A 21,035-nucleotide genomic window follows, 5' to 3' on the forward strand; every position below is an offset into this window, starting at 1 on the left:
GTACGGCACGGATGCTACGCGTTCGTCGTCCTCCTGTCGGGTCGTGCCGAGGGACGGTCAACCTTTCGGGGGCGTAGGTCCGTTGGGCCATCTGCGTTGTCATGGTCACGCTTGCGAGGTCCGCCCGCTCCCCCCGCAATGCACCACCTAAGAGGAGGACCCGTCACATGCCAGTGATGCGTCACAGGCGCCGGAAGATCGCCGGCATCAGCGCGACCGCGGTCGCGGCCCTCGCGCTGGGCTCGGCCGCCGCACTGCCCGCCTCGGCCGCCGACACCGGCGCGCGGGGCGTGGTCCAGAACGCCGGCGCCCCCGGGACCGTGCCCAACAGCTACATCGTGACGCTGAAGGACACCGCGCCCCGCTCGACCAGTGCGAACGGCAAGCTCGTCGCCAAGAAGTACGGCGCGAGGATCGACCGCACCTACAGCGCGGCCCTCAACGGCTACTCCGTCGAGGTCTCCCAGGCGCAGGCCGAGAAGCTCGCCGCCGACCCGGCGGTCCAGTCGGTCGTGCAGAACCGCACGTTCACCGTCAGCGCCACCCAGCCCGCCCCGCCGTCCTGGGGACTGGACCGCGTCGACCAGCGGTCGCTGCCGCTGAACCAGAGCTACACCTACCCGGACAAGGCAGGCGAGGGCGTCACCGCGTACGTCCTCGACACCGGTGTGCGCGTCACGCACCAGGACTTCGGCGGCCGCGCCTCCCACGGCTACGACGCCATCGACAACGACTACATCGCCCAGGACGGCCACGGCCACGGCACGCACGTCGCCGGCACCGTCGCGGGCGGCGCGTACGGCGTGGCCAAGAAGGCCAAGATCGTCGGCGTGCGCGTCCTCGACAACAACGGCTCCGGCACGACCGCCCAGGTCGTCGCGGGCATCGACTGGGTGACCCGTAACGCCGTCAAGCCGGCCGTCGCCAACATGTCGCTCGGTGGCGGCGCGGACACCGCTCTCGACACGGCCGTCCGCAACTCCATAGCCTCCGGCATCACCTACGCCGTGGCCGCGGGCAACGAGTCGGCCAACGCCTCCACCAAGTCCCCGGCCCGTGTCGCCGAGGCCATCACCGTCGGCGCCACCACCAGCTCCGACGCCAAGGCGAGCTACTCCAACTACGGCCCGGCCCTGGACCTCTTCGCGCCGGGCTCCGCCATCACCTCCGCGTGGGGCACGGGCGACTACGCGACGAACACCATCAACGGCACCTCGATGGCAACGCCGCACGTCGCGGGCGCGGCCGCCGTCTACCTCTCGCAGAACCCGGCCGGCAACCCGGCCCAGGTGGCCACCGCGCTGATCGGGTCCGCCACCCCGAACGTGGTGAGCGGCCCCGGCACCGGTTCGCCGAACCGTCTGCTCCACGTCACCGCACTGGGCCCCGTCCCGCCGGCCAAGCGCTTCGAGAACACCACCGACTACGCGATCAACGACAGGGCGACCGTCGAGTCCTCGATCGCCGCCGGCGGTGTCGTGGGCAGCGCCCCGACGACGCTGAAGGTCGCGGTCGACATCAAGCACACGTACATCGGAGACCTGAAGGTCGACTTGGTCGCGCCCGACGGCACCGTCTACACGCTGCACAACCGCTCCGGAGCCGGCGCTGTCGACATCATCAGGACCTTCACGGTGAACGCCTCCTCCGAGACGGCGCCGAACGGCACGTGGAAGCTCCGGGTGAACGACAACGCCGACGGCGACACCGGGAAGATCGATTCCTGGGCCCTGCAGTTCTGAGGGACGAAGCCGGCGGCGGTGACTGAGCCGTGGGGAAACAGCGGGGGCGACCGATTGACGGTCGCCCCCGCTGCGTACTATTCGCGCATCCGTTCGCGCCCGCCGTGGTGCCTCCTGGTGCCCCGCGATGCCCTCTGCCACCTGCGATGGAGTCCGACCCCTTGAGCATCCCGCCGAGTCCTCCTCCCGGACCGGGCCACTCCTGGCCCCCGCCGTCGCCGCAGCCGGGGTGGGGATGGGCGCCGCCGCTCGGCCAGGGGCCGCAGCCGCCGGCGCTCAACGGCTTCGCCCTCGCCTCGCTCCTCGCCGGACTGCTCTGCTTCCCGCCGCTCGGCATCGCCTTCGGCATCGCTGCGCTCGTGCAGATCGCGAAGAAGGGGGACCGGGGCAAGGCCCTGGCGATCACGGGGCTGGCGGTCTCCGTCCTGATGACCGGCGTGATGGTCTTCGCCCTCGGCCGGCTGGCGCAGATGGCTCCCGGCCGGCTCGACGGGCTGACCGACTACACCGAGGTCGAGGGCGAGCTCAGGGACATCGAAGACCTGAAGGCGGGCGACTGCTTCAACGTCCCCGGCGGGGACCTGTTCGACGAGCGCCCCCTCATGTACGCGGTCGACTGCTCCCGCGTGCACCACGGCGAGGTCACCGCGTCGAGGACGGTGAGCGCCGCGGAGGCCCCTGACTCGAACCAGGCCGACCGGGCGTCGGAGGACGCCTGCTGGAAGGCCCAGGACGAGTACGCGATGGACACCTGGGCCCTGCCCGAGTTCGCGGAGATGTTCTACTACGCGCCCTCGCGCCAGTCCTGGCGGGAGGGGGACCGGCGGCTGCTCTGCGTGATCGGCACGACGGAGGAGGAGTGGCGCGGCAGCCTGCGACGGGACGCGGACATGCTGAAGCCGGAGCAGGCCGCCTTCCTGCGGGCGGCCAACGGCGTGGAGTTCGTCATGAGCCGGCCCCCCGAGGAGGACGTCGCCGACGCCCTGCAGAAGCACCAGGCGTGGGCGCGCGAGATGCATGCTGCGCTCGGCGAGGAGGCGGAGGTCCTCCAGCAGGACGCGACCCGGCCGGGGCTGGAGAAGGCCGTTGCGGCGCAGCTCAAGGAGATCGAGGCCGCCCGCGCGGCCTGGCAGCGGGCCTCCCAGGCGAAGAGCGGGGCGGAGTTCGACCGGCTGTGGGACCGGGCGCTGGCCGCGATGTCCCTGGAGACGGAGAAGGCGCTGCGCGGCGCGTACGGGCTGTCGACGGAGGTTCCGCGATGGCTGGAGGACAGCCCGGAGGGCACCGAGGGGCCGGAGGTCGGGCCCGCCCGGGCGCCCGCCGCGGAGTCGGGGTGACGTTGTCGGGGTAACGCGCGGTAACGGGTTTGAGTGACCTGCCTTCATCACATCGGGTGAAACTCTGGCCCTTGCTTGCGGTCTTCAACCGTCGGTTGCCAGTGTGTAGCTGTCTGTCAACCTGATGGGAGTGGCCAGTGACTTTCGGTGAGCAGCCAGCCTATCTGCGCGTGGCCGGGGATCTTCGACGGCAGATCGTCGACGGTTCTCTGCCCCCGCACGCCCGGCTCCCCTCCCAGGCCCGCATCCGCGAGGAGTACGGGGTCTCCGACACCGTGGCCCTGGAGGCGCGCAAGGTCCTCATGGCGGAGGGTCTGGTCGAGGGCCGGTCCGGGTCCGGTACGTACGTGCGCGAGCAGCCGGTGCCGCGGCGGGTGGCCCGCTCCGGCTACCGCACGGGCGGCTCGTCGACGCCGTTCCGGCAGGAGCAGGCCGACTCCGGCGCGCGGGGGACGTGGGAGTCGAGCAGCGAACAGACGGGCGCGCCCGCGGAGATCGCGGAACGGCTCGGCATCGAACCGGGCGAGCGGGTGATGCGGACGCGGTACGTCTTCCGCGACGCGGGCGAGGCGATGATGCTCTCGACCTCCTGGGAGCCTCTCGCCGTGACCGGGCGGACCCCGGTGATGCTGCCCGAGGAGGGCCCGCTGGGCGGCTCCGGAGTGGTCGACCGGATGGCCGCGATCGACGTGGTCGTCGACAACATGGTGGAGGAGGTCGGCGCGCGACCCGGCCTGGCGGAGGAGCTCCTCCTGCTCGGCGGGGTACCGGGGCACGTGGTGCTGGTGATCGGCCGCACCTACTTCGCCTCCGGCCGTGCCGTGGAGACGGCCGACGTGGTCGTACCGGCGGACCGCTACCGCCTCTCGTACCACCTGCCCGTGCGCTAGCGCCGGCCCGGCGGACCATGTCCGGGTCGGCGGCGTCGGCCCGGCGCCTCGCCGCGCTGTTGAAATGCCGGGACAGCTCCGCTGCCGAGGCGCTCCGCGCCTTGCGGTGCACCGCCCCCCGCCGCGGCCTCTCCGGCCCTGATCCGCGGACGTACCCTCGCCCGCCGGGGTCGGCCCGCGACCGCCGGGCCGTCGCCGGATCCGGCGACCCGGCGGGTTTCGGCGCGATGGTGATCGCCGCCGGCCGCCCCGAACTGCGCCTTCCACGGTCGGCGGGGCGGCCGCGCCGCCCTCGGCCCTGCCGCCGGGGCGGCCCTGACCCGCCTCGTTCCAGAGCCCTCGGGCCGCCGGGAGGGCCCCTCCCCCCGAAGCTACCTGCGGGTATACCCGTCCGTAGGTGGGCGGGGCCCACGGTTGCGCTCCACGGTGCGCCGCGTGCGCCCGGTTCGGACCGGCGCGCGCGGCGCACTCGTACGCGTGGCCGGATGCGTACGCCTGCCAGGTACCTCTTCGTGAAAAACCGTATCCGCTCCGTAAAGGTCGGGCGTAAGGTCGGGCATATGCGCAATGCGGTTTCCCGGGCAGATACGTCGGCGGAAGGTGAAACGCGATGAACGACGGCGGTGCACTGCTTCCGTGGCTGGTCATACGTCAGGACGACAACGGCAACCGCTACCGGGTGGGCCGATATGCCACCCGGGCCGAGGCCCAGAAGGTCGCCGACAGTCTCGACGACCGAGGACACAAGCAGCTCTACTGGGTCGAGCGGATCGGTCAGACCGCCACGATGAACTGAGCTGAGCGGCGCCTCACGGCGCTGACATAGGCTCCGCCCATGACTGTACGAGTGGTCGTGGGCGGAGCCCTTTGTCATGAGGGGCGCCTCCTGGCCGCCCGCCGCAGCGCACCGCCGGAGCTCGCCGGGCGCTGGGAGCTGCCGGGTGGGAAGGCCGAACCGGGCGAGTCCGTCCCCGAGGCGCTGGTGCGCGAACTGCGCGAGGAACTCGGCGTGGAGGCCGAGCCGCTGGAGCGGATCCCGGGGGAGTGGCCGCTGAAGCCCGGCCTCGTCCTGCACGTGTGGACGGCGCGGCTGCTCTCCGGGGTGCCTGCGCCGCTGGAGGACCACGACGAACTGCGCTGGCTGGGGCCGGAGGAGCTGCAGTCGGTGGACTGGCTCGACCAGGACCGTCCCGCCGTCGCCGAGGCCGGCCGCCGGCTGCGCGCGGACGGCGGAGGCCGGGGCGCGTGACGCTCACGCTCTAGGCCGTCCGCGCCACAGTGCGCCGGTGGGTTCGGGGGCGAGTGGTACGACGCCCCGAATATCGGGTATGTCGCTATTAATCCCCATCTCGTCCCCCTTTCGTCCCCGACGAACCGGACTGGGGTCGCAGCTGGCCCGGGAAGTGATCGGCGTGATCGACACAGACGGTGAGTGCGCCGAGTGGGCCTTCCCCGCCGAGCCCGGCGCCGTCCGCACCGCCCGCCACGCCGTGCGCGGAACCCTGCACGAGTGGGGCCTCGAAGCCGTCGGCGATGTGACCGTCCTGCTGGTCAGCGAGCTGGTGACCAATTCCCTGCGCTACGCCTCCGGCCCCATCGGAGTCCGTCTGATACGGCGGAATCCGGCCGCCCACGGCGCCGCGGGCACCCCCGTAGGGGCCCCCGCGCTGCTTGTGGAGATCTCCGATCCGCTTCCGGATCCGCCCCGCGAGCGGGTGGCGGACTCCGAGGACGAGGGGGGCCGCGGACTGCACCTCGTGGCCGCCTCCTCGCAGCGGTGGGGAACGCGTCACGGGAAAACAGGGAAGACTGTGTGGTTCGAGTTGGCTCTTCCTGGTGAGTAACAAGGTGAGCGGTGGCGGGGGACCCCCCGCGGCGCCCCCCGGCGGTGGCCGGTGGGGCGGCCGGGGGAGATCGCGCGACATGGCTTGAAATCATCGAGACCGTGCTGTGATCGTGAACGCCGTGCCGTCAGGGGTCGTGGTGCTGAATACTTCCGTCATGGCCGGTCCGGTTGCGGTGAGCTGGAGGGGACGGTCGCGTGAGCGAAATACCTGCGCAGGCACATCAGGCCGACGTGCCTCGGGAGACCTGGCACGACGCCCTGTGGCACAGCAGTCCACCTGGCTCGATATATGACTACATAAAGGTCGCATCCTTCTCGATCGGGCCCGACGGGTTCATCGACCAGTGGAGCCTGCGCGCCGAAGAACTCTTCGGACTGACGGCCGCCCAGACCGTCGGGCGCGACCCGGTCGACGCCTTCATGCCCCCCGAGTTGCGCCCGGACGCCCACCGCAAGGTCGCCGAGATCCTCGACGGCAAGGAGTGGACCGGCCTGATCCCCTTCCGGATCCCCGGCGGGAACGGCGCGCACGGCGTGGCCGAGATCTATGTGATGCCCACCCAGACCGAAACCGCGGAACGAGCGGCGCTCTGCGTCGTCGTCGACGTACGCGCGCTGCGCCGCATCGAATCCGACCTTGCCGCTTCACAAGCCATATTCGGCCAATCTCCCTTCGGCTTCCTGCTCTTCGGGACGGACCTCACGGTGCAGCGGGCCAACCGCCGCTTCGCCACCGTCTTCGGCGGCACCGCCGAGACGCACCGCGGCCGCACCGTGCACGACTACCTGCCCGCGCACGAGGCGGACCGGATGGCGGAGGCCCTGCGCCGGGTGCTGGACACCGGCGACGCGGTCACCGACCTCCGGATCACCGGATCCACCCCGCGCAGCCGGGAGAACCGCCACTGGTCCATCAACCTCTACCGCGTGCACGGCGGCAGCGGGCGCCCCATCGGCGTCGCCGGCATCGGCACGGACGTCACCCGCCGCCACCTCGCCGCCCGCGAGGCCGCCGGGGTCCGGCGCAATCTCGCCCTCCTCAACGAGGCCGGGCACCGCATCGGGAACTCCCTGGACCTGGAGACCACCGCCCGGGAACTCCTCGACGTCACCGTCCCGGGCTTCTGCGACCTGGCCGCCGTCGACCTCTACCAGGGGCTGCTGCTCGGCGACGACGACCGCCCCGCACGGCCCCAGGGGCCCGGTGTGCCCAGCCTGCCCGGCCAGGGCCCGGCACGCACGCCCTCCGCCGCGCTGCGCCGCGTGGCCTTCGCCTCCGCCGTCTCGGACGCCCCGCTGTCCGGGCCGGGAGCCCTGGTCGCCGTCGGCGACATCCACCGCTACCCGGCGGCCTCGCCCGGCGCGCTCGCCCTGCGCACGGCGCGGCCGCGGCTGATCGAGGGGGGCGGACCGGAAGACCTGGTGCAGTCCACGCTCGTGGTGCCGATGGTCGCCCACGACACCGTGGTCGGACTCGCGCAGTTCTCCCGCACGAAGGGCAGCGAGCCCTTCGGCGAACGGGACCGGGCGGTGGCCGTGGAACTGGCCGCCCGGGCCGCGGTGTGCATCGACAACGCGCGACTGTACCGGCGCGAGCACGAACGCGCGCTGATCCTCCAGCGCAGCCTGCTGCCCCCCGGCGACCCGGAGGCGGCGGGCCTGGACATCGCCTGCCGCTACCTGCCGGGCAACGCGGCGACGGAGGTCGGCGGTGACTGGTTCGACGTCATCGAACTGCCCGGGCACCGCACCGCGCTGGTCGTCGGCGACGTCATGGGCCGAGGCCTGCGGGCCGCCGTCGCCATGGGCGAACTGCGCACCGCCGTACGCACCCTGGCCCTGCTGGACCTCGAACCGGCGGAGGTGCTGACCGCCCTCGACGAGATCGCACGCGGGCTCGGCGCACCCGGCGGCTCCCAGCAGGCCTCCCGCGCGGCCCTGCACTCCCGGGACTCGGACCGGTCGGAGGTGTACCTCGCCACCTGCGTGTACGCGGTCTACGACCCGGTGACACGGCGCTGCACCATCGCCAACGCCGGCCACATGCCGCCGGTGCTGGTGTCGCCGAACCACTGCGACCCGGGCGCGGACCGGGAGCCCATGCCCGCCCTGCTGCTGGAGGTGCCGCCCGGGCTGCCGCTCGGAGTGGGCGGGGAGCCGTTCGAGGAGGTCGAGGTCGAACTCCCCGAGGGCGCCCTGCTCGCCCTCTACACCGACGGGCTCGTGGAGTCCCGCGACCATCCCCTGGAGGAGGGCCTGCGCGGCCTGCGCGCCGCGCTCGCGGACCCGGTCCGCCCCCTGGAGGACGTCTGCGACCACGTGCTGAACACCCTGGACACCCGGCACGGCGAGGACGACATCGCCCTGCTGATGGCCCGGGTGCAGGGACTGCCCGTGGACGCGGTCGGGGACTGGCAGCTGCCGCGCGAGGCCCGCTCCGTGGGCCGGGCGCGGGAACTGGCCCGGGCCAAGCTGCCGGCCTGGGGCCTGGAGGGCCTGCTCGACACCACCGAGCTCCTGGTCAGCGAACTCGTCACCAACGCCCTGCGCTACGGCGAGGGGGAGATCCGGCTCCGGCTTCTCTTGGACCGGACGCTGGTGTGCGAGGTGTGGGACGCCAACCTGGTCCAGCCGCGGCGCCGGCGCGCCCGCGACACCGACGAGGGCGGCCGAGGACTCCAGTTGGTGGGCCTGCTGTCCGCCGGGTGGGGCACCCGGCGGACCCACCGCGGCAAGACCGTGTGGTTCGAACTGCCGCTGCCGGGCGGGGCGGAGGAGGCCGCCACGGAACTCTCCGCGGAGCAACTGCTGAACATGTACGGCTGACCGCGCCGGGCGGCCGGGGGCTCCGGCCCTCAGGCGGCCCGGCCCTGCTTGAGGGCGGCCAGGCGGGCGTCGATCTCCGCGGCCCTGCCGAGGTCCTCCAGGGACTCGAACTGCGCGTCCAGGGAGGACGCGGCCAACTCCTGCTTGCCCAGGGCCATCGCCTCCTCCCGCCGCACCTTCTCCTCGAAGCGGTGGAGGTCGCTCGTCGGGTCCATGACGTCGATGTTCTTCACCGCGTCCAGCATCGTGTTCTGCGCCTGGGCCGTGCGAGCCCGGGCCACCAGCTCGTCCCGCTTCGACTGGAGCTCCGTCAGCTTGTTCCTCATCGCATCCAGGCCCGACTTGAGCCTGTCGACGACCTCCGTCTGCGCGGCGATCGTCGGCTCCGCCGTCTTCGCCTCCTTCTCCGACTGCAACTGCCGGCCCAGCGCCACCTTCGCCAGGTTGTCGAACCGGTCGGCCTCCGCTGCGGCCCCCGACGCCCTCAACTCGTCCGCCTTCCGGCTCGCAGCCAGGGCCTTGGAGCCCCATTCGGCGGCCGCGTCCACGTCCTCCCTGTGGTCCGCCTCCAGCAATCGCAGGTTGCCGATCGTCGTCGCGACCGCCTGGTCCGCCTCCGAGATGTTGTTGCTGTAGTCCCGGATCAGCTGGTCCAGCATCTTCTGCGGATCCTCCGCCTGGTCCAGCAGCGCATTGATGTTCGCCTTGGCGAGCTGGGTGACCCGGCCGAGGATGGTCTGCTTGCTCATGATGGGTCTCTCCTGGTGAGGGATGGTCCGTCCGGTACGGGACCCGCGCCGCGGGAGGTTCAGAAGCGGCCGCCGCCGCCCCTGCGGCCCCGGGTGCCGCCGCCTCCGAAGGAACCCGGGCCGCCGCCCCCGCCGAAGCCGCCGCCGCCCCCGCCGAAGCCGCCCCCGCCGAAGCCGCCGCCCCCGCCGCCGAAGCCGCCCCGGCCGCCCCGCAGGATCTCGCCGAGGATGATCCCGCCCAGGACGGCGCCGCCCTGCCCGCCGCCGCGCCGGCCCGCGTACGGGTCCTGGTACGCCCGTACGTCCTGCTCCGCCAGCTGCTGGGCCTGCCGCGCGAGCGCGTCCGCCTGCTGGGCCTCCGCCAGCGCCTCCGACGGGTCGCCCGCCGTCAGCGCCCCCGCCCGCTCCAGATGCCGCCCCGCCTCCGCCAGCCGCGTGCGGGCCTGGCTGCCCACCGCGCCCCGGCTGGTCGTGATGTAGTCCGTCGCCGCGCCGATCGCACTGCGCGCCGCGAGCACGGCCTGGTCGAGCAGGGCCGCGGCCCGCTGCCGGCCCGACTCCCGCTCCCGGGCCCCGGCGAGGGCCGCGTCGAGGGCCGCGTCGGCCTCCTCCACCCGGCGCAGGGCGTCGATCGGGTCGTAGCGCCCGGCCGCCTCCTCCCGCCGTACGTCGGCCAGCACGGCCTCGGCCCGGCCGATGCGCCCGCGCAGGTCCGCCGTCGAGGTGCCCTCCGCGGTACCGGTCAGCAGCCCGCGGGCGTCCGCGAGGTCGGTCTCCGTCTCGGTCAGCGCGCCCGGCAGCTTCCCCGCGGCCTCCGCCAGCTCCTGCGCCCGCCGCTCGACCGCGTCCATCAGGGTCGCCGCCTGGTCCACCGCGCTCTCGGCGGACCGTACGTGCACGGCCGCCGTGCCGTGGTCGCCGGCGTCGACGGACACGTGGGCCAGGCCCAGGTTGGTCGCCGCGAACAGCAGCCGGTCCTCTGCCTGCCCGGCGTTGGAGGAAACCGGCGCGGCAGCGGAGTCCGCGTACCGCCGGGCCAGCGCGGTCAGGGTCGCCTCGGCGGTGGTGGTGCGCCCGGTCAGCTCCAGATAGCGTTCCTCCACGGCCGCCAGGGCCTGCGGGGCGTTCTTCTCCAGGTCCCGCAGCCGGTCGAAGTCCGCCGCCTGGGCGTCGAGCCGCCGGTTCGCCTCGCTGCACCGGGCGACGATCTCGTCCAGCATCCGGCGCCGGGTCGCGTCGTCCTCCGGATAGGCGTCGTCGAGCTGCTGGCGCAGCCGGAAGGCGTGCGTCAGCTCGCCCTTGGCGTGCTCCACGGCCGCGGTGAACGGTGCGGCCGCCTCCTCGCCGAACTGCGCGGTGGCGAAACCCAGTTCCTCGGTGCTGGTGCGGACCGCGTCGTCCGTCTCCACCAGCAGCGACTTCGCCCGGCCGTCCAGCTCCGGCAGCGGGAGGCGGTCCGGCGCGCCCTCGGGCCAGCCCGGCCCGGTCGTCGTGCCGCGGCCGCCGGCCGCGGCGTCCTTGCGCCTGCGGCGGGTGTACGCGTACACCCCGAGCGCCCCGGCCGCACCGACCGCGATCACCGGGAGCACGTAGTCCCCGGCGCCGCTGCCGCCGCTGCCGCCGCCGGGGTCGGCCGGTCCGGGGGTGATGGTGGGGGCCGGTACCGGCTGCCCGCCGAGCACGGCGTCGTAGCCGTTCGCCGCGCCGATCGCCGCGCCCGCCCAGTCGTTCTGCCGCAGGGCCGGCTCGATCGCCGTCCGCGCTACTTCCGCCAGCTGCCGCTCGGTGAGACCGGAGTCGACATCGGCCGAATAGGCGTACTGGCGGTCCCCGGTGGCCACCGCCAACAGGACGTCGTCCCGGCCGAGGCCGTTGCGCTGGGCGGTGGCGTCCGCCCAGCTCTGCGCTGAGCGCGCGGAGAAGTCCTGCACGTACGCCACGAAGAGCTGGATCCTGCGGTCGGCGTACAGCTGGTCGAGTGCGGCGGTGACGGCGGGCCCACGGTCGCCGAGCGCGCCGACGAGGTCGGTGATCTGCCCCTGCCGCTCCAGGGCGATGGGGTCCTCGGCCCGCGCGGCCGGAGCCTGCGCGACGCCCCAGCCGCCGAGCGCCAGCAGTCCGGCGGCCAGGGCGAGCCCGGCCCGGGCGAGTGCTCTGCTGAGTGGCGCGCTTCTCGGCGGGATCACATTTGGGAGGGTATGAGCGCTTCACCCCGCCCGCATCCGGAGCAAGGGGCAGTGACCCCGTCCGGCAGCGGTCGTTGGCAGGCCATGAAGAAGATCATGACTGCGGCCGTGCTGGCCGTCACCGCCCTCGGCCTCTCCGCTCCCGCCCACGCGGACGACGACTCGAACTTCGGGGGCGGGGTGAACGCGGCCAACAACTGGAACTTCACCGCGGCCGCCGTCTGCCTCCAGGAAGTCGCCGTGGTCCCCGTGCTCGGGGACCACATGTCGGACCACGTCAACAACTGCTCCAACGGCAACGTCATCGACCACTCCGGGCGCTGACCGCCGGGTCCGGGGCCCCCGCGCAGGGCCCCGGACCCCTCACTACTTCCGGCGCCCGATCCTGCTGCCGAGCCAGACCAGCGGGTCGTACTTGCGGTCCACCGCCCGCTCCTTCAGCGGGATCAGCGCATTGTCGGTGATCTTGATGCCCTCGGGGCAGACCTCCGTACAGCACTTGGTGATGTTGCAGTAGCCGAGCCCGTGCTCCTCCTGCGCGGTCCGCTTGCGGTCGAGGCCCGCGTCCGAGGCCGCGTCGAGGGGGTGCATGTCCAGCTCCGCCACGCGCATCAGGAAACGCGGACCGGCGAAGGCGGGCTTGTTCTCGTCGTGGTCGCGCACCACGTGGCAGGTGTCCTGGCACAGGAAGCACTCGATGCACTTGCGGAACTCCTGCGAACGCTCCACGTCGATCTGCTGCATCCGGTACTCGCCCGGTGCCACCCCTTCCGGCGGTACGAAGGCCGGGACCTCCCGCGCCTTCCGGTAGTTGTAGGACACGTCCGTGACCAGGTCCCGGACGACGGGGAAGGCCCGCAGCGGGGTGATCGTGATCGTCTCGGTCCGCTCGAAGGTGGACATGCGCGTCATGCACATCAGCCGCGGCCTGCCGTTGACCTCCGCGCTGCACGAGCCGCACTTGCCCGCCTTGCAGTTCCAGCGCACCGCCAGGTCGGCCGCCTGGGTGGCCTGGAGCCGGTGGACGATGTCCAGGACCACCTCGCCGTCGTGCACCTCGACCGTGAAGTCCCTGAGCGACCCGCCCTCCGCGTCGCCCCGCCAGATCCGGAAGCTCGCGTCGTACGTGCTCATTCGTACAGCTCCTCTTCGGCGAGGTACTTGACCAGCTCTTCCTTGTCGAACAGTGCGAGCAGGTCGGGGCGGATGGGCTCGGTGCGGGTCCGGACCAGCTCGATCCGGTCGGCCGCCGGGTCCGCGGGTACGGGGTGCACGGGCCGGCACAGCAGGTTCACCGGTCGCCAGGACCGCTCCATCGCGGGGCAGTCCTCGCGGGTATGGCCGCCCCGGCTCTCGGTGCGCTCCAGGGCCGCGCGGGCCACACACTCGCTGACCAGCAGCATGTTCCGCAGGTCCAGGGCGAGGTGCCAGCCCGGGTTGAACTGCCGGTGGCCCTCGACGCCGGCCCGGGAGGCCCGTACGCGCAGGGCCGCGAGCCGTTCCAGGGCCTCGGCCATCTCCCCCTCCCGGCGGATGATGCCCACGAGGTCGTTCATCGTCGTCTGGAGTTCCTGGTGCAGCGTGTACGGGTTCTCCGCGCCCTCGGCACCCTGGAACGGGGCCAGCGCCTCCGCGGCCGCCGCGTCGATCTCCGCCTGGGAGACGCCCGGGCGTCCGGAAGCCGCGGAGTCGGCGTCCCGCGCCGCGTACTCGGCGGCGTGCAGACCGGCCCGCCGCCCGAAGACCAGCAGGTCGGACAGGGAGTTCCCGCCGAGCCGGTTCGAGCCGTGCATCCCGCCCGCGACCTCACCGGCCGCGAACAGCCCCGGTACCCCGACGGTGGCCGCGGTCTCGGAGTCGACGGCGACGCCGCCCATCACGTAGTGGCAGGTCGGCCCGACCTCCATCGGCTCCGCCGTGATGTCCACGTCCGCCAGCTCCTTGAACTGGTGGTACATGGACGGCAGCCGCCGCCTGATCTTCTCGGCCGGCATCCGGGTGGACACGTCGAGGAAGACCCCGCCGTGCGGGGACCCGCGCCCGGCCTTCACCTCGGAGTTGATCGCCCGCGCCACCTCGTCGCGGGGCAGCAGCTCGGGCGGGCGCCGGTTGTGGTCCGGGTCCTCGTACCAGCGGTCGCCCTCCTCCTCCGACTCCGCGTACTTCTCCTTGAAGACGTCGGGGACGTAGTCGAACATGAACCGCTTGCCCTCGGAGTTGCGCAGCACCCCGCCGTCGCCGCGCACGGACTCGGTGACGAGGATCCCCTTCACCGACGGCGGCCAGACCATGCCCGTCGGGTGGAACTGCACGAACTCCATGTTGAGCAGGGGCGCACCCGCGAGGAGGGCCAGCGCGTGGCCGTCCCCGGTGTACTCCCAGGAGTTGGAGGTCGTCTTGAAGGACTTGCCGATGCCGCCGGTGGCCAGGACCACGGCCGGGGCCTCCAGCACGAAGAAGCGGCCGGACTCGCGTTCGTAGCAGAAGGCCCCCGAGACCCTCTCCCCGTCCTTCAGCACCCGGGTGACCGTGCACTCCTGGAAGACCTTGAGCCGGGCCTCGTAGTCCCCGTACTCCTTGAAGTCCTCCTGCTGGAGGGCGACGATCTTCTGCTGGAGAGTGCGGATCAGCTCCAGCCCGGTGCGGTCGCCCACGTGCGCGAGGCGGGGGTACTCGTGCCCGCCGAAGTTGCGCTGGGAGATCCTGCCGTCGGGCGTGCGGTCGAAGAGCGCACCCCAGGTCTCCAACTCCCAGACACGGTCCGGGGCTTCCTTGGCGTGGAGTTCCGCCATCCGCCACTGATTGAGGAACTTCCCTCCGCGCATGGTGTCGCGGAAGTGCACCTGCCAGTTGTCGCCCTCGTTGACGTTGCCCATGGAGGCGGCGATCCCGCCCTCCGCCATCACCGTATGGGCCTTGCCGAACAGGGACTTGCAGATCACGGCCGTACGGGCGCCCCGCTCGCGGGCCTCGATCGCGGCCCGCAGCCCCGCGCCGCCCGCGCCCACCACGACCACGTCCCACTGCTGCCGTTCCACTTGAGCCATCTCAGAAGATCCTCGGGTCGGTGAAGGCGCCGCTGGCCAGCAGGTACACGTAGAAGTCGCACAGCGCAACGCTGATCAGGGATGCCCAGGCCAGCTGCATGTGGCGGGAGTTGAGCCGGCTGATCCAGCCCCAGAGGCGGTAGCGCACCGGGTGCTTCGAGAAGTGCTTGAGCCGGCCGCCCATGATGTGGCGGCAGGAGTGGCAGGACAGCGTGTAGGCCCAGATCAGCACGATGTTGACCAGGAACAGCAGGGTCCCGAGGCCCATGTGGCCCCACTCGTAGTGCTCGTCCCGGAAGGTCAGCACGGTGTCGTACGTGAGGATGCCCGCCACCGGGACCGCCGCGTAGAAGAAGTACCGGTGGGCGTTCTGCAGGATCAGCGGGAAGCGGGTCTCGCCGGTGTACCGCGCGTGCGGTTCGGCGACGGCGCAGGCCGGCGGGGAGGCCCAGAAGCCCCGGTAGTAGGCCTTGCGGTAGTAGTAGCAGGACAGCCGGAAGCCGAGCGGGAAGACCAGGATCAGCAGCGCGGGGGAAAGGCCCCACCAGCTGCCGAAGAGGTCCCAGTTGGGGCCGCCGCGCATCTCCTCGCAGTTCTCCGCCAGGCAGGGGGAGTAGAACGGGGAGACGTAGGGGGCCGCGTAGTAGTCGGCGTTCGCGAAGGCCCGCCAGGTCGAGTAGACGATGAAGGCGAGCAGCCCGGCCGCGGTGCCGGCGGGGGCCAGCCACCACCGGTCGGTCCGCAGGTGCCGGGCCGCGATCGCGGCCCGCGAGGCGTCGTGGACGCCGCCGGGCCGCTGCTGGGGTCGTTGCGTGCCTGTGGCCAAAGAGGACTCCGGTAGGAGTGATGAGGGGACGCCTCCGGGCGGCGCGGTCGCGGAGCGGCCGGGCCGGGCGGGGTGCGGGGTGGACGGTGTGCGGTCGCGGAGAGGCGGCGTCAGGGCGCGCGGCGGTCGCGGGCGCCGAGGCCCTCGTCGTCGGAGTCCGTCCAGAGCGCGCTGTCGTAGGGGGTGTCCGGGACCGTCACCATCCGGGACGGGTCCGGCGCCGCCGACGCGGGCTTGCCGCGCGCGGCCGCGGCCTGCTGCTCCAGCCGCTCGACCTTGCGTGTCAGCTCGTCCAGGTGGCGTCGTACAGCGGTCAGGTCATCTTGCAGGGACATGATTTGCCCTCATTTCCGCCAGGGTGCGGTGGCAACGCTCATGTGCGCCTGCGAGTGTCGCGCTTCGCGTCCCCCGTTGTGAAGGGACGTGCAGCGATTGCGGGCGCGCAGGCGCGAACTGTGCGCCCCTCCCCGCCCCCCATTCTCATCCCTCTCCCGGGGGAACGCGCTCTCGCCGCGCAAGCGGGATTGGTCCGCACGGGTGGGCTTCGCGGCGTGGCGAGAGGCGGCTGCGAAGGGTGCGGAGCGGCGTCGATTTCAGTGGATTCCGGCAACCGGTGTGATCAGCTCCATATACCGCCGAACGTGATCATGCTTCCCCCAAGCCCCGCCCCGGAGGTACCACCCATGTCCCAGAGAAGGCGCAGGTCCTTGGCGCTCCTGACCTCGGGAGTCCTCGCACTGCCGCTGCTCACGGGCTGCGGCGCGGGTGACGACGAGGGCGGCCCCGCCGCCGCAGGACAGGACATCGCGGCGACCGCCCGCGACAATGTGGCGGACGGGGGCGTGCTGAGGTGGGCGGTGGACGCCCTCCCCGAGACCCTCAACGCCTTCCAGGCCGACGCGGACGCCACCACCGGCCGGATCGCGGGAGCCGTGCTGCCGCACCTGTTCGTGCTGGACGCCAAGGGGCGGCCGGTGGCCAATCCCGACTACCTGGAGAAGGCCGAGGTCATCGAGCGGGAGCCCAAGCAGGTCGTCCTGTACAAGCTGAACCAGCAGGCCGTCTGGAGCGACGGACGGGAGATCGGCGCCGCCGACTTCGTGGCCCAGTGGCGGGCCCTCAACGGCAAGGACTCGGCGTACTGGACGGCGCGCAACGCCGGCTACGAGCGCATCGAGAAGATCGAGAGGGGCAAGACGGACCTGGAGGTCCGGGTCACCTTCGGCAAGCCGTACGCGGACTGGCGCTCGCTGTTCTCCCCGTTGTACCCCAAGCAGGTCACCGGCACCCCGGACGCCTTCAACGAGGGCGCCCGCGGCGCCCTGAAGGTCACCGCCGGCCCCTTCGCCCTCGGGGCGATCGACAAGAAGACCGGCACCGCCGCCCTGACCCGCAACCCGCGCTGGTGGGGGCGGCAGGCCAAGCTGGACACCCTGGTCCTCACGGCGGTGCCCCGGGCCGAGCGCCCCGCGGCGCTGGCCGCCGGGAAGCTCGACCTGGCGCAGATCGACCGCTCGGGGGCCGACCGCATCGCACTGGCCCGCCGCGACGCCTCCGGCAAGGGCGCCTCCGGCAAGGGCGGCGCGGTCGGTACGGGCACGGGCGGGGCCCCGGCGCACGGCCCGGGCGCCGCGTTGACCCCGGCGCAGGCCACGCTGTCGTGGGCGACCGCCTTCGGTACGGACGAGGAGAAGGCGGCGCAGGAGAAGGAGACCCGTGCCAAGCACGCCGAGTCGGTGAAGCGGTACGCGGACGAGCAGAAGGCCCTGCGGGGCTTCACGGTCCGCAAGTCCCTGGAGCCGGCCTACACGCAGCTCGCGATGAACGGGGCGTCCGGACCGCTGGCGGACGAACGGGTGCGCCGGGCCGTGGCCCGCGCCCTGGACCGCCAGGCGCTGGCGGACCTCGTGCTGAGGCCGCTGGGGCTGCCCGCGAAGCCGGTCGGGAGCCACGTGGCCCTGGCCGGGCAGCAGGCGTACGCCGACAACAGCGACGCCCTCGGCGGCCCGGACCCCAAGGCGGCCCAGGCCCTCCTCGCCGACGCCGGGTGGCGCCGCGGCGGCAAGATCACCGAGCCGGCCGGCGCCAAGGCCGGACCGGAGAGCGCGCCGCAGGACGACGGCAAGACCCCCGAGGGCCCGGGCACCGGGAACGACGGCCTCTACATCGTGGGCCAGGACGACGGGGCCAACGGCGACCTCTCCGGGGCGGCCGGAGCCGACACCGCCGCCTCCCCGGCGGACGGCGAGCGGGACCGGGTCTCACCGGTGCTGGCCCCGGCCCCCTTCGGGGCCCGGCAGCAGGCCTCCCTCCTGGCCCAGGCGGCCATGGCCCGCGACGTCGACGACGCCAAGCGCAGCGCGGCCCGGGACGCCGACGAGGCCGACCCCGCCAAGGCCTCCCCGGCGCCGGCCAAGCAGGCCACCCGTACTTCCGGGAACATGCTCGCCAAGGACGGCAAGGCGCTCACGCTGCGCTTCGTCCTCCCGGCCGGACCCGGCTCGGAGTCCCTGCGCACCGTCGGTGAGCGGATCTCCCGGATGCTCCGCAAGCTCGGGGTGAACACCGAGACGACCAAGGTGGCCGACGACAGCTTCTTCAAGGACCACATCGCGTCGGGCCAGTACGACCTGGCGCTGTACTCCTGGCCGGCGACGGCCTTCCCCGCCACCGACGCCCGGCCGATCTTCGCCAAGCCGGAGCCGGCGGCGGACGGCTCCCTCCTCGTCGAGCAGAACTACACGCGGGTCGGCACCGACCACATCGACCAGCTCTTCGACCAGGCCCTCGGGGAGCTGGACGAGGCCCGGTCCCGCGAGCTGGTGCGCAAGGCCGACGCCCGGATCTGGGCGGCGGCCGGTTCCATCCCGCTCTTCCAGCGCCCGGAGCTGGTGGCCGTCAAGCCGGGCCTGGTCAATGCCGGCGCCTTCGGGCTCGGCGCCCCCCGGTACCAGGACATCGGCTGGAAGAAGGCGTCGGCCGCCAAGGCCAAGAAGAAGTAGCCGCGGCGAAGATGTGGTGACAAAGCGGTGCCTGTCAGGTTGACCCACGGGTCACAAGCTCAGATGTGACTCAAGTCCCTTGCCCGCCGGAACTCCGGCGGGCAAGGTCGTGGATACCCGTTGACCCGCATGATTTCCCGCAGGAACGGCGGCCCGGGCACCCCACCTCACGCTCGGCCGCGATCATTCCTCCGGCCCCTTGACAGCCCCCCGGCAGGCGGTTCCCGCCATTCGACGTACCATGGGGTAAGGCCGTGGCAGGTTTTCGCCCGGTCGAGGCGCGCGTGCCAGGCCGTACGTGACGCCATCCACGATCCCGGGAGAAGCGCCGAAGTGCCCACGCGCCACGACATCCGTAACGTCGCCATCGTCGCCCACGTCGACCATGGCAAGACGACCATCGTCGACGCCATGCTCAAGCAGGCCGGTGCCTTCGCCGCCCACCAGCAGCTCGACGACCGCATGATGGACTCGAACGACCTGGAACGTGAGAAGGGCATCACGATCCTCGCCAAGAACACGGCGGTGAAGTATCACCCCAAGGACGGCGGGGCCCCGATCACGATCAACATCATCGACACCCCCGGCCACGCCGACTTCGGCGGCGAGGTCGAGCGCGGTCTGTCGATGGTCGACGCCGTCGTTCTGCTCGTGGACGCCTCCGAGGGTCCGCTGCCCCAGACCCGCTTCGTCCTGCGCAAGGCCCTCCAGGCCCGGATGCCCGTCATCCTCTGCATCAACAAGACGGACCGCCCGGACTCCCGGATCGACGAGGTCGTCAACGAGACCTACGACCTGTTCCTGGACCTGGACGCCGACGAGGACCAGATCGAGTTCCCGATCGTCTACGCCTGCGGCCGTGACGGCATCGCCTCGCTGACCAAGCCGGAGGACGGCACCGTCCCCGCCGACAGCGAGAACCTGGAGCCGTTCTTCTCCACGATCCTGGAGCACGTCCCCGCCCCGACGTACGACGAGGAGGCCCCCCTCCAGGCGCACGTCACCAACCTCGACGCCGACAACTTCCTCGGCCGTATCGCGCTGCTGCGCGTCGAGCAGGGCGAGCTGCGCAAGGGCCAGACGGTCGCGTGGATCAAGCGTGACGGCAGCATCTCCAACGTCCGCATCACCGAGCTGATGATGACCGAGGCGCTCACCCGCAAGCCGGCCGAGGTCGCCGGCCCCGGTGACATCTGCGCCGTCGCCGGCATCCCCGAGATCATGATCGGTGAGACCCTGGCCGACCCGGAGAACCCGATCGCGCTGCCGCTGATCACGGTGGACGAGCCGGCCATCTCCATGGTCATCGGCACCAACACCTCGCCGCTGGTCGGCCGCGGCGGCACGGGCAAGGGCGCGGACGCCAAGTCCGCGGTCAAGGACCGCAAGGTCACCGCCCGCCAGGTCAAGGACCGCCTCGACCGCGAGCTGATCGGCAACGTCTCGCTGCGCGTGCTCGACACCGAGCGCCCGGACGCCTGGGAGGTCCAGGGCCGCGGTGAGCTCGCGCTGGCGATCCTCGTCGAGCAGATGCGCCGCGAGGGCTTCGAGCTGACCATCGGCAAGCCGCAGGTCGTCACCAAGGAGGTCGACGGCAAGACCTACGAGCCGGTCGAGCGCATGACGATCGACGTGCCCGAGGAGCACATGGGCGCCGTCACGCAGCTCATGGGCGTCCGCAAGGGCCGCATGGACAACATGTCGAACCACGGCTCCGGCTGGGTCCGCATGGAGTTCGTCGTTCCGTCCCGCGGCCTGATCGGCTTCCGTACGGAGTTCCTGACGCAGACCCGCGGCACCGGCATCGGCCACTCGATCCACGAGGGCCACGAGCCGTGGTTCGGCCAGCTGGTCACCCGTAACAACGGCTCCCTGGTCGCCGACCGCGCCGGTGCGGTCACCGCGTTCGCGATGACCAACCTCCAGGAGCGCGGCGTCCTGTTCACCGACCCCGGCACCGAGGTGTACGAGGGCATGATCGTCGGCGAGAACTCCCGCTCCGACGACATGGACGTGAACATCACCAAGGAGAAGAAGCTCACCAACATGCGCTCCTCCTCGGCCGACACGTTCGAGGCGATCGTCCCGCCGCGCAAGCTCTCCCTTGAGCAGTCCCTGGAGTTCTGCCGCGACGACGAATGCGTCGAGGTGACCCCGGAGGCGGTCCGCATCCGCAAGGTCGTGCTGGACCAGAAGGAGCGCTCGCGCACCGCGTCGCGCGCCAAGTCCGCCAAGTAGCAACCGCGTTCAGGCCGCACGTCCCGGGTTTGCTCGGGCGGCGGCCGCGGCGGCCGTAGCCGGCCGCCGGGGTGCGGAAAAGCAGCAGTCCCTTCCGTCACGGGCTCCGTGAAGGGAGGGGCTGTTCGCTTTTGTCAAGCGGATTTTTGCGTTCAGGTGTCCGCATACCGACCGTGACACTCCGGATGATGAGCTAACCGTCCGTTTCGCACGTGTCTGTCTCCTATCCGTTTGTCCGGATTTCGGGTTTCTGCTGCGGATCGATGTTGTGAAAACGAGACCACTTAAGTGTGGTTTACGGCCTGGCAGTCCCTGAGGATGGCTCCATTGAGCTCGGGTCAATGGG

Annotated in this window: 16 protein-coding genes; 10 read left to right on the forward strand and 6 right to left on the reverse strand. The window is 72.1% G+C overall.

What is annotated here, in order from left to right:
- Window positions 1–167: 167 nt before the first annotated feature.
- The 7 genes from ACZ6JS_RS00670 (at window position 168) to ACZ6JS_RS00700 (ending at window position 8,641) form a co-directional block, all read left to right on the forward strand.
- The gene (locus ACZ6JS_RS00670; RefSeq protein WP_469294873.1) at window positions 168–1,742 is read left to right on the forward strand and encodes a S8 family peptidase; all 1,575 of its coding nucleotides are present in this window, start codon (window positions 168–170) and stop codon (window positions 1,740–1,742) included.
- A 161-nt stretch (window positions 1,743–1,903) separates the two neighbouring features.
- Entirely contained in the window at window positions 1,904–3,079 is a 1,176-nt protein-coding gene (locus ACZ6JS_RS00675; RefSeq protein WP_469294874.1) for a DUF4190 domain-containing protein, read from the forward strand.
- Window positions 3,080–3,216: 137 nt separating this feature from the next.
- The gene (locus ACZ6JS_RS00680) at window positions 3,217–3,969 is read left to right on the forward strand and encodes a GntR family transcriptional regulator (RefSeq protein WP_469294876.1); all 753 of its coding nucleotides are present in this window, start codon (window positions 3,217–3,219) and stop codon (window positions 3,967–3,969) included.
- Between the two features lie 610 nt (window positions 3,970–4,579).
- A complete protein-coding gene (locus ACZ6JS_RS00685; protein WP_350988096.1) occupies window positions 4,580–4,765 on the forward strand; it encodes an SPOR domain-containing protein in 186 nt (61 codons plus the stop codon).
- Between the two features lie 39 nt (window positions 4,766–4,804).
- Entirely contained in the window at window positions 4,805–5,218 is a 414-nt protein-coding gene (locus ACZ6JS_RS00690; RefSeq protein ID WP_469294877.1) for a (deoxy)nucleoside triphosphate pyrophosphohydrolase, read from the forward strand.
- A 154-nt stretch (window positions 5,219–5,372) separates the two neighbouring features.
- On the forward strand, window positions 5,373–5,813 hold the full coding sequence (locus ACZ6JS_RS00695) for an ATP-binding protein (protein WP_469294878.1): 441 nt from the start codon (window positions 5,373–5,375) through the stop codon (window positions 5,811–5,813).
- 197 nt (window positions 5,814–6,010) lie between these two features.
- Entirely contained in the window at window positions 6,011–8,641 is a 2,631-nt protein-coding gene (locus tag ACZ6JS_RS00700; RefSeq protein WP_469294880.1) for a SpoIIE family protein phosphatase, read from the forward strand.
- Window positions 8,642–8,670: 29 nt separating this feature from the next.
- Here the strand turns inward: ACZ6JS_RS00700 and ACZ6JS_RS00705 are convergent, their stop codons facing one another.
- Together ACZ6JS_RS00705 and ACZ6JS_RS00710 are read right to left on the reverse strand one after the other, a co-directional pair.
- Window positions 8,671–9,390, reverse strand: a complete 720-nt coding sequence (locus tag ACZ6JS_RS00705) for a PspA/IM30 family protein (protein WP_469294882.1) — start codon at window positions 9,388–9,390, stop codon at window positions 8,671–8,673.
- A gap of 59 nt (window positions 9,391–9,449) precedes the next feature.
- Entirely contained in the window at window positions 9,450–11,576 is a 2,127-nt protein-coding gene (locus ACZ6JS_RS00710) for a TPM domain-containing protein (protein ID WP_469294883.1), read from the reverse strand.
- Window positions 11,577–11,660: 84 nt separating this feature from the next.
- Here ACZ6JS_RS00710 and ACZ6JS_RS00715 point away from each other — a divergent pair, with 84 nt between their 5' ends.
- Entirely contained in the window at window positions 11,661–11,900 is a 240-nt protein-coding gene (locus tag ACZ6JS_RS00715; RefSeq protein WP_469295514.1) for a hypothetical protein, read from the forward strand.
- Between the two features lie 42 nt (window positions 11,901–11,942).
- Here the strand turns inward: ACZ6JS_RS00715 and ACZ6JS_RS00720 are convergent, their stop codons facing one another.
- The 4 genes from ACZ6JS_RS00720 to ACZ6JS_RS00735 all read right to left on the reverse strand — a co-directional run bounded on the left by ACZ6JS_RS00720 (window position 11,943) and on the right by ACZ6JS_RS00735 (window position 15,784).
- Window positions 11,943–12,710, reverse strand: coding sequence for a succinate dehydrogenase/fumarate reductase iron-sulfur subunit (locus ACZ6JS_RS00720; protein ID WP_469294884.1), 768 nt, complete (start codon window positions 12,708–12,710; stop codon window positions 11,943–11,945).
- Window positions 12,707–14,623 carry a fumarate reductase/succinate dehydrogenase flavoprotein subunit gene (locus ACZ6JS_RS00725; RefSeq protein ID WP_469294885.1) on the reverse strand — a complete coding sequence of 639 codons (1,917 nt, stop codon included), beginning with the start codon at window positions 14,621–14,623 and terminating at the stop codon, window positions 12,707–12,709. Before ACZ6JS_RS00725 ends, ACZ6JS_RS00720 begins: the two co-directional genes overlap by 4 nt.
- Window position 14,624: 1 nt before the next feature.
- Window positions 14,625–15,449: a hypothetical protein gene (locus ACZ6JS_RS00730; protein ID WP_469294886.1), complete on the reverse strand. Its 825-nt coding sequence runs from the start codon at window positions 15,447–15,449 to the stop codon at window positions 14,625–14,627.
- Window positions 15,450–15,559: 110 nt separating this feature from the next.
- The gene (locus ACZ6JS_RS00735) at window positions 15,560–15,784 is read right to left on the reverse strand and encodes a hypothetical protein (protein ID WP_469294887.1); all 225 of its coding nucleotides are present in this window, start codon (window positions 15,782–15,784) and stop codon (window positions 15,560–15,562) included.
- Window positions 15,785–16,132: 348 nt separating this feature from the next.
- On the opposite strand from ACZ6JS_RS00735, the gene ACZ6JS_RS00740 reads away from it, so the two are divergent.
- Complete coding sequence (locus tag ACZ6JS_RS00740; protein WP_469294888.1) at window positions 16,133–18,451, forward strand: ABC transporter family substrate-binding protein; 2,319 nt, start codon at window positions 16,133–16,135, stop codon at window positions 18,449–18,451.
- Between the two features lie 333 nt (window positions 18,452–18,784).
- Window positions 18,785–20,689, forward strand: a complete 1,905-nt coding sequence (typA, locus tag ACZ6JS_RS00745; RefSeq protein WP_469294890.1) for a translational GTPase TypA — start codon at window positions 18,785–18,787, stop codon at window positions 20,687–20,689.
- Window positions 20,690–21,035: the final 346 nt, after the last annotated feature.

It is taken from the genome of Streptomyces sp. NPDC046349 (assembly GCF_055587885.1).

Coding starts and splice junctions, on each gene's coding strand:
- ACZ6JS_RS00670 (WP_469294873.1), top strand. CDS start 168: ATGCCAGTGATGCGTCACAGGCGCCGGAAGATCGCCGGCATCAGCGCG.
- ACZ6JS_RS00685 (WP_350988096.1), top strand. CDS start 4,580: ATGAACGACGGCGGTGCACTGCTTCCGTGGCTGGTCATACGTCAGGAC.
- ACZ6JS_RS00690 (WP_469294877.1), top strand. CDS start 4,805: ATGACTGTACGAGTGGTCGTGGGCGGAGCCCTTTGTCATGAGGGGCGC.
- ACZ6JS_RS00705 (WP_469294882.1), bottom strand. CDS start 9,390: ATGAGCAAGCAGACCATCCTCGGCCGGGTCACCCAGCTCGCCAAGGCG.
- ACZ6JS_RS00715 (WP_469295514.1), top strand. CDS start 11,661: ATGAAGAAGATCATGACTGCGGCCGTGCTGGCCGTCACCGCCCTCGGC.
- ACZ6JS_RS00720 (WP_469294884.1), bottom strand. CDS start 12,710: ATGAGCACGTACGACGCGAGCTTCCGGATCTGGCGGGGCGACGCGGAG.
- ACZ6JS_RS00725 (WP_469294885.1), bottom strand. CDS start 14,623: ATGGCTCAAGTGGAACGGCAGCAGTGGGACGTGGTCGTGGTGGGCGCG.
- ACZ6JS_RS00735 (WP_469294887.1), bottom strand. CDS start 15,784: ATGTCCCTGCAAGATGACCTGACCGCTGTACGACGCCACCTGGACGAG.
- ACZ6JS_RS00740 (WP_469294888.1), top strand. CDS start 16,133: ATGTCCCAGAGAAGGCGCAGGTCCTTGGCGCTCCTGACCTCGGGAGTC.